Raw genomic sequence first — 18,427 nt, forward strand, 5'->3', positions numbered from 1 at the left:
ATTTGGAAGAAATGGAATTTTTTAGCATTTTTTCGCTTTAAATTTTGAAACAACAGGGGAGTGAAAATGCTGGCCGGAAAATACGCCGAATTGTACCATCAACTAAAAAAGCAAATTCCTGAAGATCGCTTATTGCATGACGATTTGAACACGTTGGCCTTTGGGGCGGACGCCAGTTTTTACCGGTTGACTCCAAAACTGGTCGTAAAAATTTACAACGAAGACGAAGCGCTGTTTGCCATCCGAAGCTGCGCCGCATTAAAAATCCCGTTTACCGTGCGGGCCGCCGGAACCAGTCTTTCCGGCCAGGCCATTAGCGACTCGGTGTTACTGGTTATCGAACCGACGGAGTGGCGGTACTATTCCATCAATGAAGACGCCGCGCTGGTTACTGTTCAACCTGCTCTCATCGGCGGAAAGATCAACCAATACCTGCAACCCTACAAAAAAAAGATCGGGCCCGATCCCGCTTCCATCAATGCCGCATTTATCGGCGGCATTGTGGCCAACAATGCCAGCGGCATGTCCAGCGGCGTGCAAAAAAACAGCTATCACACCCTGGCCGGCCTGCGCTTGATTTTAAGCGACGGCACGTTGCTCGACACGCGCGATCCGGAAAGCCGCAGAAATTTTTTAGCCAGCAAAAAAGAAATGGTGAATAAACTATCCGAACTTCGGCAAAAAGTTCTGCAGCATCCCGAATGGGTGGAAAAAATCAAAAAGAAATACCGACTGAAAAACACCACCGGTTACGGGCTTAACGCCCTGATCGATTTTGAAGATCCCATCGACATCATTGAGCATCTGATGGTGGGCTCTGAGGGCACGCTGGCTTTTATTTCGGAGATTACCTTAAAGACGGTGGACGATTTTTCGCAAAAGGCAACCAGCCTGATTATCTTTCCGGATATTGAAACGGCCTGCAAAGCCATCGCGCCCCTGCGCACTTGCAGGGTGGCCGCCGCAGAGCTGATGGATCGCGCTTCGCTGCGTTCGGTTGAAAATAAACCCTTGATGCCGGCGTATCTTAAAAAGCTGGATGAAAAAGCCACCGCCCTGCTGGTGGAAACGCGAGCCAACGATGAGCAAACCCTTAACCGACAGATCGCAGAGATAACGGCCGCGTTAAAAGATGTGCCCAAAGTGCGTCCCGTCCAGTTCACCACAGACGTAAAAGAAATTACGGCGCTGTGGAGCGTACGAAAGGGGCTGTTCCCCTCGGTTTGCGCCAATCGGCCAAAGGGCACCACGGTGGTCATCGAAGATATTGCCGTGCCTTACGAAAATTTGGCCCGTGCCATTCTTGATTTGCAGGCGCTGTTCCAAAAATACCGCTACGATGAGGCCATTATCTGGGGACACGCCTTTGACGGCAATGTGCATTTTGTGCTCATTCAGGATTTTACGCAGCCGGCTGAGGTCGAACGCTACGCTAACTTTATGGACGAACTGGTTCGGCTGGTGGTTGAGGAGTACGACGGCTCGTTAAAAGCGGAACACGGCACTGGCCGCAACATGGCGCCCTTTGTTAAGCTGGAATGGGGCGAAGAGCTTTACCAGGTGATGCGCGAGATCAAACAATTGTTCGATCCGCAAAATATTGTCAATCCCGGTGTTTTGATCAACGACGATCCCCAGTTGCATCTGAAATCGTTAAAACCCATGCCCCGCGCCCACGATTTAATAGACGACTGTATTGAGTGCGGTTTTTGCGAAAACAGCTGCGTTTCGCGCAGTTTGACGCTTTCGCCGCGGCAGAGGATTGTGGTTTACCGCGAAATGCAAAGTTTAAAGCGCAGCGGCGAAGCGCCCCAACGCCTGGCCATCTTAAACGAAAAGTACAACTATCACGGCAACGAAACCTGCGCCACCGACGGTTTATGCGCCTTAACCTGTCCGGTGAACATTGACACTGGCAAATTGATCAAGGAGCTGCGTCACGATCAACTTTCGCCGCTTGCCCGCTGGACGGCCCAAAAGATCGCCAGTCACATGGGGTCGGTAACCGCTCTGGTGCGCTTTGGGTTGGGTGCGTTAAATATCGCCAGAAAGGTCCTGGGCAACAGGCTGCTGGTCAACGGCTCCCATTTCCTGCGCGCGATCACCTTTAAAAAGTTCCCGAGGATTTCGCCTTACATGCCGCTGCCCGCCCCCAAAATCAGCCGTTCGTCTCACAACGGCAAAAAAATGCCGCGCCAGGTGGTCTATTTTCCATCCTGCATCACGCGCTCCATGGGCGTATTGCCAGACAGCGAACAAGCCGAGCCATTGACCCAGGTTACCTTTAAATTGCTGCAAAAGGCAGGCTTTGAAGTGATTTTGCCGGAAAACGTGAATGGGCTTTGTTGCGGAATGGCTTTTTCCAGTAAAGGATTTTTCGAAGTCGGGCGTCAAAAAGCGATAGAATTGGAAGCGGCTCTTTTAAAAGCCAGCAACAACGGCCAGATTCCGGTGCTGTCGGATATGAGTCCCTGTTTATACACCATGAAGGAAAATCTGGACAGCCGCTTAAAACTGTTTGAACCCATCGCCTTTTCCTTAAAATATCTGGCGCCCCATCTCCGCTTTACGCCGCTTGATGAAACCATTACCGTTTTTCCGGTGTGCAGCGCCAAAAAGATGGAGCTGGAAGACGCGCTTTTACAACTGGCCCGCATGTGCGCTAAAGAGGTCGTCGTCCCCGAAACAAACTGCTGCGGTTTTGCCGGCGATCGCGGCTTTAACGTGCCGGAATTGAACGCCAGCGGACTGAAGCTTTTAAAAGAACAACTGCCGCCGGAAGTAACACACGGCTATTCCACCAGCCGCACCTGCGAAATCGGTTTGAGCGAACACGGCGGCCTGACCTTTGAATCGATCCTTTATCTGGTCGATCGGGTTACGCAGCCGAAATAATTTTTCCCAGAGCCGCTCTTTTCAATAGGTTCTGCTAAAGCAGGAAATGTAAAGCGCTAAGTCCTGCCTTTGGCCTTGAATCATGGAGTTGTGGCAATGCTCGAAGGCGATATTAATCAACGGCTCCCTTCGACTACGCTCAGGGCAAGCCTTCGACTGCGCTCCCTTCGGCTCCGCTCAGGGAGCGGGAGCACAGTTGCTGAGCGAAGCCGAACCCGGTTGCTGAGCGAAGTCGAACCCGGTTGCTGAGCGAAGCCGAAGCAACCGTTGATTGTGAAGGGACTCCTTTCGACTGCGCTCAGGGCGAGCCTTCGACTGCGCTCCCTTCGACTGCGCTCAGGGAGCGGGAGCACAGTTGCTGAGCGAAGCCGAACCCGGTTGCTGAGCGAAGCCGAAGCACCCGTTGATTGTGAAAGGACTCCTTTCGACTGCGCTCAGGGCGAGCCTTCGACTGCGCTCCCTTCGGCTCCGCTCAGGGAGCGGGAGCACAGTTGCTGAGCGAAGCCGAACCCGGTTGCTGAGCGAAGTCGAACCCGGTTGCTGAGCGAAGCCGAAGCAACCGTTGATTGTGAAAGGACTCCTTTCGACTGCGCTCCCTTCGACTGCGCTCCCTTCGACTGCGCTCAGGGAGCGGTATGAGTAGTGTTGTGCCCGCCGCCGTTTTATTTGATCAGAATCAGTTTGCGCGCCTGTTTAAAATCCTTGCCGTGAATGACGCAGAAATAAACGCCCGAACTAACCGCCTGCCCGTTGTCGTCTCTGCCGTTCCAGATGAATCTCTGCCAGCCGGCGTTGAATTTTCCGCTGGCCAGCAGACGCACCTTTTGCCCCTGCCCGTTAAAAATGGACAGCGTAAAAGCGCCTGAACTCAATTGGTCAGGGATGTAAAGGCGAATGGCGGTCTGTTGATTAAAGGGATTGGGAAAGGCGGGCAGTAAGGTGATGCGCCCGGGCATGACAGCGCTCGGAATAAAGACGGAAACCGGACCGTGCTTTTGCGACTTGCCATTAAAGGCCACGTCTTCCAGTAGGTAAAAATAGGTTCGGCCGCCTTGCAGATCCGAAGTGTCGGTAAAAAAATAGGTTTTTCCGCTGGACGAGTTGCCCAGCCCCTTAAGCTGGTTATCTTCTTTAAAACTGGCCAGCAGCATAAAGGCCGAATCGGCGTGTTGCGAACGGTAAATATTAAAACCCAGGTTGTCAATTTCGGAAGCGGTTTGCCAGCTTAATTGTACATTTTCACCCGTCCATTGCGCTTCGAAAGAGGTTAAGGTAACGGGCAGAGATTGATCGGAAAGCTGCACTGCTGCGGCGGCATTGACCCGTCCGGCGCCCAACAAGCCGGCGTAAGAAGGATTTAAGGCGTCCAGGTCGTCGGCGCTGTCGAAAAGCATCTGTTCCACTTCGGGTGCGGTTAGCGCCGGATTGTGAGACCAGACAAGCGCGGCCACCGAGGCCGCGATGGGCGTGGCCATGGAGGTGCCGCTTACGGAGGCATAGACGTCTGTTTCCGGCGAGTTGGCATCGTGGTAGGTGGTGTAGATATTGTTCCCCGGCGCGGAAATATCGACCCACGTGCCGTAGCTCGAAAAGCTGGCCTTCTGGTCATTTTCGTCGGTGGCGGCCACGGAAATCACGTCGTCTCTACCGGTCAGGTAATCGGTGGCCGTGTTGTTATCGTTGCCTGCCGCTTTAAATATCAATCTTACGCGATTCGCAGGCCCAAGATTGACCGTGGTATTGTAAAGGAAGTAATTGACGGCGTCTTCCAGGCCGCCGACGTTAGAGCTGCCCCAGCTACAGCTGGCGATTTTAGCGCCGTTGTCTGCCGCGTAAATAAAGGCGTTTGCGGCAAAATCCATGCCTACGCGTCCGCTGGGCAGGTCGTCCCAGCCGATGCGCAAGGCCATAATCTGCACGCCGTTGCCCCGCGCCTGGGCATCTTCGCCCCAGCCGCCGGCCACGGAACTAACGCCCAGATTGTTGTTGTTGATGGCGCCTACATTTCCCGCGCAATGCGTGCCGTGACCGTTAAAATCACGTGGATCGTTATCTTCCACATCATAATCATCGCCTAAATTAAACAGTTGGGGATTGCCGGTTACAAAATCCCAGCCGATCCAGTCGTCGATCTTTCCGTTGCCGTCGTCATCTACGCCGGCCGTGCCATATTTTTCCGCCCAGTTAATCCACATATTGCCCCGGCTGTTTTCCGGCGCATTATACGATGCGTTCGCCCCGCCTAAGTCCTGATGAAAATAGCGAACGCCCGTGTCCATTACCGCAACGATGATCGCGCTGTCGCCGGTGGCAATATCCCAGGCGGCGTAAGCGTCCACATCGTGATCATTCGTTTGCTCGATATGCCACTGGGAACCAACGGAAGGATCATTGGGCGTTTTGTACAACGGGATGGTAACCGAAGGATCGGCGTAAAGCACGGTTTTAAGCGCCCTGTAGCTTTGCATCAATGCCGGGATGTCCTGATCGCTTTCAAAGACAATCCGCAGCCACTGATCAAGCGTGACCGGCCGCTCCGGCGTTCCTTTGTGCTTGAAGTAGGGAAAGAGTTTTCGCACGCTTATGGCCCGATATTTTTGATTGAGCGAATCGAGCTCCGCCAGACCGGTTAAACCCTGTTGAAAGAGCTGTTTGTTGAGCGCAGGTAGGGCGGATCGTTCGATTTTTACCAGTAAAACGTTAGGAAGGTATTCCTGCGCGGCAAGGATGCTGTTCAGGAAGAACAGAAGGATTAAAAGAGTGATTAAACGCATTTTTCTCCCCCTCTAAAATTAAACGTTGAAGGTACGCTTGTTTTTTTGCTAAAATTTTCTTAATTAAATAGATAAGACGGATAATAAAATAATACGCATTTTTTAAGAGGAGAAAGGCATGCGTCACATTTTTGTGTATTTAAACATTTTGTTTCTCGCTCTTGCCACAAACGCGCAGCAGGTTACTTTCAGTAAGTTTCCGGCGCGTTTGCAGTTATTCCCACGCGATAATCAGGATTCCGCCGTCGTGCAGGTGGCCGGCAATGTTTTGAGTGCAGGATATCAGAAGATTGCGCTTAAAATTTACCGTGATGCCGTATTGTGGAAGCAAATGGAGCAGAATTTAGATTACGCAACGGGAGAGGCGCCTTTCTCCTTTAGCCCCAAAATTTTTGCCGGCCTGTACGAATATCGCTTTGAGGTATGGCTGGATAACCAGAAAGTAGCGGAAGAAGACAGCATCGTTTGCGGCGACGTCTTTTTAATTAACGGCCAGTCCAATTCACATCCCGGCGCAACCACTTACTCTTTTCAGAGCGAATTTTGCCGCAGCTTTGGTAAACACACCAATTATGACGACTACAATCCCGCCGATACCACCTGGGGGCTTTCCACTCCGGAGGGCTGGTGCAGCGACTGCGATTACGCGGTGGGCGTCTGGGGGCTTCGCCTGCAGCAAATGATTTTAGAAAAATACGGCATGCCCACCTGCATTATTAACGGCGGCAGCGGCGGCTCTTCCATCAGTTACAATTTACCGGATTCCAATGATCACATGAATTTGAGCACTACCTATGGGCGACTTTTGTACAGAGCCACCAAAGCGCATGTGCAAAACGCCGTCAAAGCCATCTTCTGGCACCAGGGCGAATCCGATTCCAATACGCCCGATGCCGACTATTACGCCGCGCGCTTCGATACGCTGTACAACGCCTGGCGGCAGGATTATCAGCCATTAACCAAAGTGTACGTTTTTCAGCTCCATCCGGGCACCTGCGGCGGCGATCGGCAATCTGATGTGCGCGAAATTCAGCGTAATTTTAAGAAAACGTACGGCAATGTGCATGTGATGGCTACCTGCGGATTGGTGGGGCACGATGGCTGCCACTACAACGATGATGGATACCTGCAAATGGCCGAATGGATCTTTCGACTGGTAGAACGCGATTTTTACGGCGCAACCGATACTTTAAACATTGAAGCGCCCGACATTAGAGAAGTATACTACCAGGATGCGGATCATCGTTCTATTGCCATTGAGTACGATCAGCCAGTGATCTGGCCCGAAGATACCTTAAACCATTCCATGAAAGATTATTTTTACCTGGATGATGAATTTGGCTATGTCAAGCAGGGATACACCATTAACAATGGCTACACCGTGGTGCTGGATTTAAATACGTCGATGAATGCCGGGCTATTAACCTATTTGCCGAACGCCACTTACAACCGCCTGCCAACCATGGCCTACGAAGGCCCATGGATCCGTAATGAAAGAGGCGTTGGCGCCCTTTCGTTTTATCACGTGCCGATTAATGCCGGGCCTTCTGCCATTTCTGAAAGCGAAGCACTGCCAGAGCAAATCTCCATTAATACCTATCCCAATCCGGCAAATGCGGGCGTGCGTATTGAATTTGAATTAGTCAAATCTACGCGACTTACCATTGCCATTTTTGATGTAAATGGCAGAAAGGTAGCCACCCTGGCCTCTCAACATTTTCCGGCAGGAAAACACTACCTGCTATGGAATGCGGGCGCAGAAAACGATCAAATTCTTTCATCCGGAACTTATTGGATTCGATTCAAAGCCAATGATTTTGAAAAGGCGCGGAAGATTGTGTTGATTAAGTAATGTCTGAAGTTATGAAAAAAATGCTGGTTCTTGATTTTGACGGCACGCTTTTTCAGCCGGGCAAGTTCATTTCTGATCAGGATCTGAAGCTTCTAAAAGCGCTGGCAAACATGAACGTGGTGCGTGTGATCGCCACCGGCCGCTCTTTGTTTTCACTAAAAAAAGTGATCGATATGTCATTTCCCATTGATTATTTAATTCTTTCAACGGGCGTGGGCATCCTGGACTGGCGTTCGCAAAAGTTGATTCGTTCGTACGATATGGAGGGAGGGCTGGTAGATGAAATCATTGCCATTTTGAAACGCAGGCGCCATTCCTTTTTTGTGCATCAACCGGCGCCGCAAAACCACAAATTTTTTTATTATGATGGCATTGCGCCCCGGCAGGATTTTACCCGTCGTTTTGAATTATATCGCGATTTTGCCAGGCCTTTAAAACAACGAAAACGGGGAATGGCCGCCGGTCAAATTCTGGTAATCTCTGAAGAACTGCAGCAAATTAAAGAAGAACTGCAGCCTTTAATGCACAGGATCAACATTATTCGAACCACCTCGCCGCTGGACGGCCGTTCCATGTGGGTGGAGATTTTTGACAAACGCGTTAACAAAGCGCTGGCCGCGCAATTTTTAGCAGAGCGCTTAAACATCTCGGTTCGCAATATCGTGGCGTTAGGAAATGATTACAACGACCTGGATCTGTTGAATTGGGCGGGGAGCGCCTTTGTCGTCCATACCGCGCCGGAGGAATTAAAAGAAAAATTCCAGATCATCAAAAATGCCGATGACGGCTTACTGATCCATATTATGCCTCTGTTGCAAAGAGGTTAGAAGGGAGCCAATCCTATGTTTGCCAACTGATATTGCGTAAAAAGCGCATGATGCGTCGCCTTACGTTCTAACTATCGCATCAGCAGCAACTTAACCGTTTTCTCTGTTTTTGCAGAGCGAACTTTCAAAAAATAAAGTCCTGTAGCCAGAAGCGAATAAGCATTATCGCGACCGTCCCACACAAATTGCATCGGGGAGGAGAGCGCCGCGGAGGGGGAAAACGTTTTTACGCATCGGCCATTTAAATCAAATATTTTCAGTTCGCATAATTGGTCGGTATTGTCATTGAATGTGACTGAAATTCTGGTCTTGCCGTTAAAAGGATTGGGGTAACAACGCACCATAAGCGGCGACGAAATGATGATTTCGCCCCGTTCCGTACGGACTTCAATCGAATCCAGGCGTTGTATCCGGCCGTTAAAAGAGACGCTTTCAAGTATGTACCTGTAAGTTCGATGAACAAGAACCTCCGCATCTTGGTAACGGTAGTGGCGGCCGGTTGAGGAGTGGCCGGCGCCCTTTAATTCGGAAGCGGTTTCAAAGCTGGCTGCCGGGCGGTATTCGGCATCTCCGTTTTCCTTTTTTAAGATCACAAAACCATGGTTATTTACTTCCGAAGCAGTTTGCCAGGTTAGTTCAACCGCGCTTCCATCATAACGTCCGCTAAACGATAAGAGAACAACCGGCAGCGATTGATCGGCTGCCAGATAGCCGGGCGTTGCATTGCTTGCCGATGTGCTCACGCTCCAGTTGCCGCTGCTGATTTGATAAGCATACTGACCTGTCCCACCCACATTAGAAGGAGTTTGATCAATTACCACCCCGTCGTAACGATTTACATTCCCGCCCTGGATGAGTGCCCAGCGCGTTCCGCTGCCCGTACCCAGTTGTAAATCAGACGTGCCGGGATTGAAGTGGACATTTTCAGGTAAGGGCCCCCATTCGCTTTCGAAAGTCGTCTGGTCGCTGCCATTAGCCACCAGCAGAAAACCGCCGGCGGGAACCGTGGTAGAATAAAGCATAAAAGATTCGTCGCCGCCAAAATCGAAAACATACGCCCCGCTGTTAAATCGACCGTCGGAACCCGGGAGGCAGCGCACGATCTTGGCCTGGGAAAGATCCACCGTTTTCTGCGAGGCGTTGTAAATTTCTAAGAAAGCATTGGTCGCAATATTGCCGTCGCTAATTTCGCTAATGAAGATTTCCGGAATTGAACCTCCCGAGTTTTGAACCCGAACACGGGTAAAATCCAGAAAAGGTGCCAGTCCGGGCGCTCTTGTTTTCTGGCCGTTTATATCCTGCAGTTGCAGGTAATAATCCAGATATCGCAGATCGGGTGGGAAATTAATCTCGAAAAAGAAAGAATCTTGCCGTCCCTGAGGTTTAATCGACGAATTTTGCCACGAACTTTGACCGTTAAAGCGGTAGTAAACGTATGAGCTGGCCGTATCAATCGAACTGCCGTTAATTTGATTGAATTCTCCGCGCAGACGCTGTCCGAGCAAGCGAATGGAATCCAGTGGATTGGTAAAAATTCCCGGTCCGTCATTCACATAATCGAGTACAATCAAGCCGGTTTGCGGATCGGATACCAGAATGTTTCGCGAAGGAAGATAGGGAAAACAGCCCCAGAATCCACGGTACATGGTAGAAGGATTGGGCTGTATGGTGTCGTAAACCGCCACTTCGTTTAAATTGTTCAGGTCGGAGGCATCCAGCACGCGCAGGCCATCCAGCCAGTACGACATGTAAATCAGGTCAAAATACCAGCGTGAGTGGTGTAAGCTCGTTTCTCCGATGGTATTAGTGGCCGTACTGTATTCCGAAATCATGGAAGCAGTGTTCAGGGGATCAATATTCCAAAGCGCCAGATGTCCGCCGATGGTTTCGTGATCTACGCTCAAAATGTCTCCTCGATCGTTTAACCATCCGCTGTGCGTTTTATCGCCGGTGTTGGTAATGGTGTAAATAAGCTGAATATTAGAAGGATCGGAAACATCCAGAAAGTCAATTTCTCCTTTCTGAACAAAGCCCACCAGGGTGTCGTTCCTGACAAAAATGTGGTGGTAGGTGCGGTACCAGGTGCCCAGTTCTACAGGATTTAGTGGGTCGGAAATGTCGAGGGCAATTAAATTCACGTTCGTTCTGTTACTGGTAACATCGGCCATGTAGGCCACAGTATCGGCAATAAATATGACGTACGCCTCGCTAAATCCGTTGGCGTATTCGTTTACAACCTGCGCGTTGTACGGATCGTGCGCATCGATGATCTGTAGCGGCCCCGGGCGCATAACGGCATAAATGTAGCCATCGTAATATTTGGCGTGGTACAATCTATGACCGCCTGCCGGGATGGGCAATGAGCTGGCAATAACAGGATTGGTGGGCGTTGAAACATCGACGATAGCAACGCCACCTTCGGTCCTGGGTACAATGGCAAATTCGCGTCCCTCGTCTGTGAAGCCCCACGCATCGGCTACGATAAAATCTTCTCCGGCTACAGCGCTGAAAAAGGTGGTGCTTAAGCGTTGAACATTTTGAATGGTCTGGGCCTTCAGCAGCGCGACAATAAATAGTAAAAGGATCGTTAATAAGTAAAAAAACAAACGTGCTAACTTAAACATTAATGCTCCCTCAATTAATAAGACAAGGAAATAAAATTCAAGAATAGCTACATTGCGTTAGCGCACAGAATTACTGATAAAAAAAGTAAAAAAAAAGCCCCGAAGCTTTGCGGCTTCGGGGCTTTTCGCTTTGTGGGCTGTGGGTGGGTGTGCTTATTTCAGGAACATAACGGCTTTAGTTTGTACCGTGTTCTGAGTTTTCAGCTGATAGAAGTACAGACCGCTGGCTACCTGACGACCGGCGTCATCTTTACCGTTCCAGGTAAATTTTTGCGAACCAGCCTGCAGGTTTCCGTTGTACAGGGTTTTTACTTTTTGGCCCAGCACGTTGTAGATAATCAGTTTCACAGGGCCGGCTTCGGCCATCTGCACGCGAATGGTCGTGCTCGGATTAAACGGATTCGGATAGGCATCCAGTAATTGATCCGTTTTCAGCACCAGTCTGTCGGATGGATCAACGATGCCGGTAAGATCAACCGTAACTTCAGCCTCAAGGTTTTCAACTGTAATGGTACCGGTTGTCTCTTCACCTTCTCTGGTGGAAACCATGTATTCGTAAGTGCCGTCGGATTCTACCGGAACATCAAAGCTACCGTCGGATTTAACATAGCTGTAGCTCGTCCACTCTTTTTCGCCCTCGGGACGTACGTAAACCAGGTCGCCAGTGTAATCAACTTCGGCGGCTTTGGCCAGACCTTCGGTTTGTTTTTTCAACCAACCTTTGATCTTGGCCAGCGGCAGACGAGTCGGTTTCTTTTCTTCTAAGATGAAGTTGATGCCAGTTACGTCAGAGCCCTGGATAAAAATCGGATCGGCGTCTTTCCAGGTTTTGGCATCGTTGTAAATTTCCGGCAGGTAATCAAAACCGCCCCAGGCCGAGAGATAAACCACGCTGCCCGTGGGGAATACCGGATCGAACGCATAGTGACCGGTGGAATCGACTTGAGTGGTGATCACGCCGACATTGGTGGCGGTGGTGTAAGCCGTTACCTGTCCGGTAGTGATGGGTTCGCCGGCTTCATTCAGCAGCATACCGGAAATGCTGTAACCGTTTTCCGTATCGATGGTATCGAGCGCAAAGTCGATGCCGGTTACATCTTCGTTAGCATGGTAAACAATGGGATCGGCCGTCATAAAAGTGGCTTCATCCTGATAAAACTGAGCGAAGAAGGTGGAGTCTTTCCAGGCGAAACCAACCAGAGAATCTTCCTGTAACATGGTGTAGCCTTCAACGCGATAGGTGCCGTCGGCTCCGGTTGTCGTTTCGTAGGCCTGCCACAGGTTGCTCATGAAATTGTAGCTTACAAACGCCACGTTGGCGCCTTCTAATGGCAAACCGCTTTGACGGCTGGTTACCGTACCGCTGATGCTAAACGGATAAACATTGGGTTCGGGCAAATTGAAGTCGATGCCGCTTACATCGCCCTGTACCTCTACCTTGGTCGCTTCTTTGGGTGTGTAAACGCTGTCATAAAATACTGTGTACATGTAGTCGTCAAAATAAGCGACTAAACGCAACACATAGGTGCCCGGCGCCAGTTCCAGAGAATAATCGCCGGTTGCGCTATCCGGCGTGGCCATGAATGGACGCGAAGGATATAACGGATGAGCGAAGATCGTTACCATGTCATATTTGTCTGCGTTAGCCACATGACCGGAAAGGGTCTTCAATTCTTTCAGTTCGAAAGGCGCCAGAGTGGTGTCGCCGTTAACTTCAAAAGCGGCCCAGTAATTCAAATAGCCGGCATTGTGATCGGCGGGAATGTAAACCACATATTTACCGGTGATCATTTCCAGAGAAAATTGTCCCACAGAGTCCGCATGCGCCTGATACGAAGCCCAGATCAACGCGGCTTTAGGAACGCGAAAATAGACTTCAAATTCACGGAAATCATTCAGGTCAACATCATTCGGTAACTTCAAGAAATACACGTCAGTCTCAACCGGGTTGTTGTTAAAAGTTACAGAGCCATTCACCAGGGCCAGATCGGTACGCTTGGTTAAATGGATGTTGTGAACAACCGGCAGTTCCTTCACTTCAATATCTTGCTGGAACCCCTCGTAAACAAACGTATCCAGGCTGCTAATGGTGTAGGTGTAGTTCTTTAAGACGGTTTGAGAATAATAACCATTGGCATCCGTCATGACTAAGGTGCGAAAACCGGTGGTATCGTCCTTAAAGGTAAGCAGCATTTTGTAGTCGGGAACCGGTACAGAATCTTCGCCAGCGGTTACCTGGCCGGTAATCACCGTGGTAAAATTCTGGGCTTGTGTTAATCCAAAGGCCATCATTACAATGAGTAGCCCGCCTAACACGGTAAATAGTTTGGAACGTTTCATAAAACCTCCTTAAGGTTTGTTAAACATTGCTGTTTATTTTCATTTAATTAATATCAATTATTGTGCCAGAAAATTTAGTTTGTTCGTTGCTTTGTTAAGTTGAATAAAAATAATAAATTGCAGGCAACGGTAAGTAACGATTTCAACCCCCATGAAAAACGTACCATGCATTTTTTACATAGCTACGAAAAAAATGCATGGTATGCTCACCATTTCCAGGAAAGTTGCAGCGCCACGCCGTCATTTTTTACCCTGGATTTGATGTGAATCTGCCATTCTTTATTTAAATCATAAAAAACGTAAAAATCCCACGCTAAAAAGGCTGCAAATAATAAATTTCTCGCTCTGTAAAACCGGTTGTAATCGTCGTAGAGCCTGTCAAAGTCCGCTCCCGGTTTAGCAGAAAGATATTGATCCTCTTTCTTTTCCGTCTGAATAGCGGCGTAAATCATGCCGCCAATCATGCCCAGACTGATTCCACTGTACATCATTCCTTTCTTCTTAAACTTTTGATGCAAATGCCCGCTTCCAGGTAACAACAAAGTGAGCATAGAAGAGGCGAGCGGCAGGGAGGCCGGTTTGACAACGGTGATAATCTGCGGTTTTAAGGGCACAATCGGTTTGTTTTGTTTAATCTGTCTTTTGACGTGTTCAAAAAACTCAATGATCTTTGGAGAGGTTTCGACCGGGCTTAAAACGAAGTTAGCGTCGCATTTAATGATTTTATGAATTATTTTTTTTGCCTCGACCGTATCGGATAAAGCATAAGCCGAGCTAAGCATATATTTTAAAATCTGCAAACTATCTTCTTTAGTAACGTAGGGATCGCTTAAAAGGAAATTGCCTTTTTCCAGAACTTTATTGTATTCGAACGCATGGAAGTCTTTTTCCAGTTCCTCTATCTGTCGGGCAATGTGGCTCTGAGCCTGCAACTGGCCCAGGAAAAGTAGTGCAAAAAATAAAAGAGTAAGATTGATGCGATTCATGGGCTAACTCCATCATGGGTTATTTTTTAAATCCTGCAGAGCAATTTGTCTTCGAATGCGGGCTTTAGCGCTGAAATCGATGGTATCTACATAAGAACCATAATACTCATTTCTGATTTCCAGCACATGCTTTTCTCTGGTAACATAAATTGGTTTTTGCAGCGGCGTTTTGCCGATATATTTGCCGTCGATGTAAACATCGCCCCAGGGAAGCACATGCAGATCAAGGCGAGAAAAGAGCGAATCCAGGATAAATTCGAATTGGTTGATTTTACCTGCTTTAATTTCAATAGTCTGAGTGTAAATTGGATAAGACGGATTCTGCAGGCCTAAGGTATATGTTCCGGCTTTTAGCTTTAAAGGTTTGAGCATCGGAGTGGAATCCACCAGTTGATAGTCGAGGTAAATTCGGCACCATGGAATTGTCTTTATAATAACGTCGCCGGTTGCCTGTGCATTCACCTGTTCATTATTTTGGGGCGGCGTTGTTGCGGGGATTACCGACCTGGCTTCTTTAACATTTGCCTCACTTTGTGGTTGATTATTTTGCGGGGCCCGTTGGCGGAGGGCGGCAGAATCTAACGGAGGCAGGCTGTCGATTACCGGCGCTGGGTGTTGCGAAAGATTATTGGTGGAATCAGGGATTTTGTTTTCGCGGGTAAACCACCAGGCGAATAATAAAATTAACGCCAAAAAGGCAAAAGAAACGATCATGATGGGCTTATTATATGCGCTCTCTTCATCAACTGTAATCTCTTCTTTTTGGGACGATTCAGTCTTTAAATGGCGCTCAAATTCTTTTAGCACGTCAACGGCCGATTGCGGTCTGGCGCCGGCCTCTTTATTCAGCATGCGCAAAACCAGATCAACAAACCAATCCGGCAGATCTGTTTTCCGCTTTTTAAGGTCGTCCACCGGTTTGGTAAGTATCTGAGAGAAGATTTCGCCGATACGCGGCGCCTCAAATGGATGTTGGCCGGTAATCATCTGGTAGTAAATGATGCCCAGAGAAAAGACGTCGCTGGCCGGGGTGACCGGCAAATTGTTGATCTGTTCCGGAGACATGTACAGCGGAGTGCCGAGCAAGGAGCCTTCCATTGTCATGCGGTGCAACGATTTGTGATAGGCAATGCCGAAGTCGGTTAGTTTGACGTTGCGTTCTTCATCGATCAAGATGTTTTCCGGCTTTAAATCGCGATGGATGTAATTGTTCTGATGGAGTACCGCAACAGCCCGTGCAATTTTGTAGGCCAGGTCTAAAATTTCCGGGGCGCTTAAAGGAGTGCGTTCTAAAAATTCCTTTAGATTGCCGCCTTCCACATATTCCATCGAAATGTAGTAGAGGCCGTTCTCTTCGCCAAAATCGTAAATAGCAACAATTTGCCGATCATTCAAATCGGCAACAATCTGCGCCTCGCGTTCAAAGCGTTGTAAAAGAGAAGGATCGGCGCTTTTAAAAATCTTCAGGAATGTTTTACGTTTTAATTTTTTATGCCGGGCAAGGCAGATGGTCGTTGGCCCGTGTTCGGCAATGATTTTTATGATCTCATAATTCCCGATGGATTTTAGCATTATAGTCCGAGTTCCTTTGCTTTTAGTTGCAGAGCTCGTAACGAGATGTTCAGGCTTTTAGCCGCGCGCGTCTTATTGCCGTTAAATTGCTCGAGGCGGCGTTTAATGATGTAGTTTTTAATCTCTTCCAGGGTGGCCTCAGTTTCCAGCTTTTCAGGTAGCAGATTGTTTGACGATTCAATTTCCAGATCATCAAACTGAATGTCTTCGGGCTCGATGATCTGGTTGGCCGCCATAATGCTGGCCCGTTTAAGAATGTTTTCTAACTGACGGACATTTCCGGGCCAGTTGTATTCCATCAGCTTTTTCAGAGCCGCGCCGCTGATTTGCATATGCGGATTGTCCTTTTCCAGAAAGTGTTTAACCAGAAGCGGAATGTCGGATTTTCGATCGCGCAGGGGCGGAACCACAATATGCACCACATTCAGGCGGTAATACAAATCTTCACGGAATTTGCCCTCTTTAATCAGCCTGGTTAAATCCTGATTGGTGGCGGCTAAGATGCGTACATCGGCATGGCGAATGATGTTTTCGCCCAGGCGTTTAAATTCTTTGTTTTGTAGAACGCGCAGCATTTTAGACTGCAGTTCATAGGGCAAATCTCCGATTTCGTCCAGAAAAAGAGTGCCGCCATCAGCCGCCTCAAAAAGACCTATGCGATCAGACGTAGCCCCCGTAAACGCCCCTTTTTTGTAGCCGAACAATTCGCTTTCCAGAATGGTGGTTGGAATATTGCCAATGTATTGCGCAATAAAGGGCTTGTCGTGTCGGTCGCTCAGATCATGGATGGCGCGCGCCACCAGTTCTTTCCCCGTGCCGTTTTCACCGGTGATCAGCACCGCGACATCGGTTCGGGCTACTTTATTAATAATGGTAAATAACCGCTGCATGGGCGGAGATTCGCCCACAAGCGCCGGGATATTCGAGGTCTTTTCCAGACGATTACGCAAAATAATGTTTTCGTTCTCAAACTTTTGTTTGGTTAAAATCTGTTCCATGGCCAGAGAAGCGATCGCCGAAAATAAGGATAAAAACTGCCGACTTGCCTCGTTAAAGTTCTGGCGGTTTTTTCGGCTGTCAAAATAGAGTATGCCATATACCTGATTTTTAATGATTAACGGAAAAGCCAGAATGGAATGGATTTGATTAATAATCACACTCTGCGCATTTTGGTAGGCCGAATCCGTCTGCGTGTCAAACGAAAGAATCGCTTTTCGCGTTTTTAATATTTGTTGAAAAACGGTTTTGGAAAAATGGATATCCTCCGCATGCTGATCGTCTCGGGTAATAATGCTCCTGGGAATAAAACGATCGTTCTTACGATCGTAGAAAATAAACGCTCCCACCTCGGCGCCTGTTTCTTCAATGAGTTGATTCAGCAGCGTGTCCAGCACGTTTTCTTCATCGCTCATGGCAGACATCTGCCGTGTGAGGCGATAGATCGTTTTAAGATGGTTTTCCGTTAGTTTGTCGTATTTTTCAATGTTATTGTTCATGGTAAAAAATGATGTAATTTGATTGACAAATGTTCCCCAGTCTGTCTTCCACCTGAAGCTTCCAGTTGTATTGCCCCGGGCTTAAGTTTTTAACGATTAAAGACGTTTGACCTTTAGGTATCCCTTTATAAGCAATTTCTTCAAAAGTCGGGAATTTTAACAGAATAATATTAAACACATAACCGTAAGATAATTCCGGATCCACCCACCTGAACACCACGCTATCCTGAGTCACCGTGCTGATGGTCGGGCTTAATTGCACCAGATTGGCCTGGATGACTCTTTTTATTACATACGGCCCTTTGATTACACGATCATCATTGTTATTTTTCACGATTAAATGAAAGTTTAGTTCCGGCGCTGCTTCGGGCGTTAAATCGCTGGAAACGTCTCGCAAGTCAAATTCGATTTTGAACAGATCGCTGTTGTTTGCATCCCGAACTAAAAGCGTGTCAAAGCCGTAAGTCTCATCCTGTAAGCGCACAGAGCTAATATCAATCGGCCCGTCCAGGTCCGTTATCAGGGCTTCCATGTAAATGGAAGTAATGCTGAATTGATCGTAAATGTTGTTGAAAAAGGAAACAAATTTAGTATTTTCAACGGCCGGTTTCGCATTTAAAAAAATTTCGTAATCATTGGTTTGCTTTCGAGAAAATTTTAATGTATCCGCAAAATACGGTTCTGCAGAAACCATAAACAGCAAACTATCCACCGCTTTGTGCTCAAATTGTACCACACCCTGCGCATTGGTCGTCCCAAATAGATTCAGGTTTGGTTCAATGACCTGCGCATTGGCAATGGGGTTAAACGGCGGGTAAAGCTGTTTGACAAACACCCGGCTCACAATCAGTTCAGATTTCTGTTCATAATAATTGCTTGAATTGGGATCAAAAGGATTCTCTCGCGGCGCATCACAGGCCAGAATCAGAACAATCATGAGCAAAACTGAAAATCGAGCCAATTTCATAAACATCATTCCCGAACATTTAAAGTGCATTTACTTTTAAAATTAAGCAAAAAAATTATTACATTGAAATTTAATTTAATCGGTTAAATCTACC

10 protein-coding genes are annotated in these 18,427 nt (G+C 48.2%); 3 read left to right on the top strand and 7 right to left on the bottom strand.

The window, feature by feature from the left end; translation table 11 throughout:
- Nucleotides 1-66 precede the first annotated feature (66 nt).
- On the top strand, nucleotides 67-2,895 hold the full coding sequence (locus Cabys_RS06375) for an FAD-binding and (Fe-S)-binding domain-containing protein (protein WP_006929409.1): 2,829 nt from the start codon (nucleotides 67-69) through the stop codon (nucleotides 2,893-2,895).
- A 662-nt stretch (nucleotides 2,896-3,557) separates the two neighbouring features.
- Here Cabys_RS06375 and Cabys_RS06380 read toward each other — a convergent pair.
- Entirely contained in the window at nucleotides 3,558-5,669 is a 2,112-nt protein-coding gene (locus Cabys_RS06380) for a S8 family serine peptidase (protein WP_006929410.1), read from the bottom strand.
- A gap of 118 nt (nucleotides 5,670-5,787) precedes the next feature.
- Here Cabys_RS06380 and Cabys_RS06385 point away from each other — a divergent pair, with 118 nt between their 5' ends.
- Together Cabys_RS06385 and Cabys_RS06390 are read left to right on the top strand one after the other, a co-directional pair.
- Nucleotides 5,788-7,521 (top strand): T9SS type A sorting domain-containing protein, encoded by a 1,734-nt coding sequence (locus tag Cabys_RS06385; RefSeq protein WP_006929411.1) that lies wholly within the window; start codon nucleotides 5,788-5,790, stop codon nucleotides 7,519-7,521.
- A complete protein-coding gene (locus tag Cabys_RS06390; protein WP_006929412.1) occupies nucleotides 7,521-8,348 on the top strand; it encodes an HAD hydrolase family protein in 828 nt (275 codons plus the stop codon). Before Cabys_RS06385 ends, Cabys_RS06390 begins: the two co-directional genes overlap by 1 nt.
- 71 nt (nucleotides 8,349-8,419) lie before the next feature.
- Here the strand turns inward: Cabys_RS06390 and Cabys_RS06395 are convergent, their stop codons facing one another.
- The 6 genes from Cabys_RS06395 to Cabys_RS06420 all read right to left on the bottom strand — a co-directional run bounded on the left by Cabys_RS06395 (nucleotide 8,420) and on the right by Cabys_RS06420 (nucleotide 18,342).
- Entirely contained in the window at nucleotides 8,420-10,972 is a 2,553-nt protein-coding gene (locus tag Cabys_RS06395) for a choice-of-anchor B family protein (RefSeq protein ID WP_006929413.1), read from the bottom strand.
- A 153-nt stretch (nucleotides 10,973-11,125) separates the two neighbouring features.
- A complete protein-coding gene (locus tag Cabys_RS06400) occupies nucleotides 11,126-13,312 on the bottom strand; it encodes a FlgD immunoglobulin-like domain containing protein (protein WP_006929414.1) in 2,187 nt (728 codons plus the stop codon).
- A gap of 206 nt (nucleotides 13,313-13,518) precedes the next feature.
- The gene (locus tag Cabys_RS06405) at nucleotides 13,519-14,298 is read right to left on the bottom strand and encodes a hypothetical protein (RefSeq protein ID WP_006929415.1); all 780 of its coding nucleotides are present in this window, start codon (nucleotides 14,296-14,298) and stop codon (nucleotides 13,519-13,521) included.
- A gap of 12 nt (nucleotides 14,299-14,310) precedes the next feature.
- A complete protein-coding gene (locus Cabys_RS06410) occupies nucleotides 14,311-15,870 on the bottom strand; it encodes a serine/threonine protein kinase (RefSeq protein ID WP_006929416.1) in 1,560 nt (519 codons plus the stop codon).
- Nucleotides 15,870-17,366 carry a sigma-54 interaction domain-containing protein gene (locus tag Cabys_RS06415; RefSeq protein ID WP_006929417.1) on the bottom strand — a complete coding sequence of 499 codons (1,497 nt, stop codon included), beginning with the start codon at nucleotides 17,364-17,366 and terminating at the stop codon, nucleotides 15,870-15,872. Before Cabys_RS06415 ends, Cabys_RS06410 begins: the two co-directional genes overlap by 1 nt.
- Nucleotides 17,356-18,342, bottom strand: coding sequence for a fibronectin type III domain-containing protein (locus tag Cabys_RS06420; RefSeq protein ID WP_150125323.1), 987 nt, complete (start codon nucleotides 18,340-18,342; stop codon nucleotides 17,356-17,358). Before Cabys_RS06420 ends, Cabys_RS06415 begins: the two co-directional genes overlap by 11 nt.
- Nucleotides 18,343-18,427: the final 85 nt, after the last annotated feature.

Origin of the sequence: Caldithrix abyssi DSM 13497 (genome assembly GCF_001886815.1) — a bacterium.
Classification (GTDB): domain Bacteria; phylum Calditrichota; class Calditrichia; order Calditrichales; family Calditrichaceae; genus Caldithrix; species Caldithrix abyssi.

Bases quoted from the DNA above. Each gene is read 5' to 3' on its own strand.
- Cabys_RS06375 (WP_006929409.1), top strand. From the start codon at position 67: ATGCTGGCCGGAAAATACGCCGAATTGTACCATCAACTAAAAAAGCAA.
- Cabys_RS06380 (WP_006929410.1), bottom strand. From the start codon at position 5,669: ATGCGTTTAATCACTCTTTTAATCCTTCTGTTCTTCCTGAACAGCATC.
- Cabys_RS06385 (WP_006929411.1), top strand. From the start codon at position 5,788: ATGCGTCACATTTTTGTGTATTTAAACATTTTGTTTCTCGCTCTTGCC.
- Cabys_RS06390 (WP_006929412.1), top strand. From the start codon at position 7,521: ATGTCTGAAGTTATGAAAAAAATGCTGGTTCTTGATTTTGACGGCACG.
- Cabys_RS06395 (WP_006929413.1), bottom strand. From the start codon at position 10,972: ATGTTTAAGTTAGCACGTTTGTTTTTTTACTTATTAACGATCCTTTTA.
- Cabys_RS06400 (WP_006929414.1), bottom strand. From the start codon at position 13,312: ATGAAACGTTCCAAACTATTTACCGTGTTAGGCGGGCTACTCATTGTA.
- Cabys_RS06405 (WP_006929415.1), bottom strand. From the start codon at position 14,298: ATGAATCGCATCAATCTTACTCTTTTATTTTTTGCACTACTTTTCCTG.
- Cabys_RS06410 (WP_006929416.1), bottom strand. From the start codon at position 15,870: ATGCTAAAATCCATCGGGAATTATGAGATCATAAAAATCATTGCCGAA.
- Cabys_RS06415 (WP_006929417.1), bottom strand. From the start codon at position 17,366: ATGAACAATAACATTGAAAAATACGACAAACTAACGGAAAACCATCTT.
- Cabys_RS06420 (WP_150125323.1), bottom strand. From the start codon at position 18,342: ATGATGTTTATGAAATTGGCTCGATTTTCAGTTTTGCTCATGATTGTT.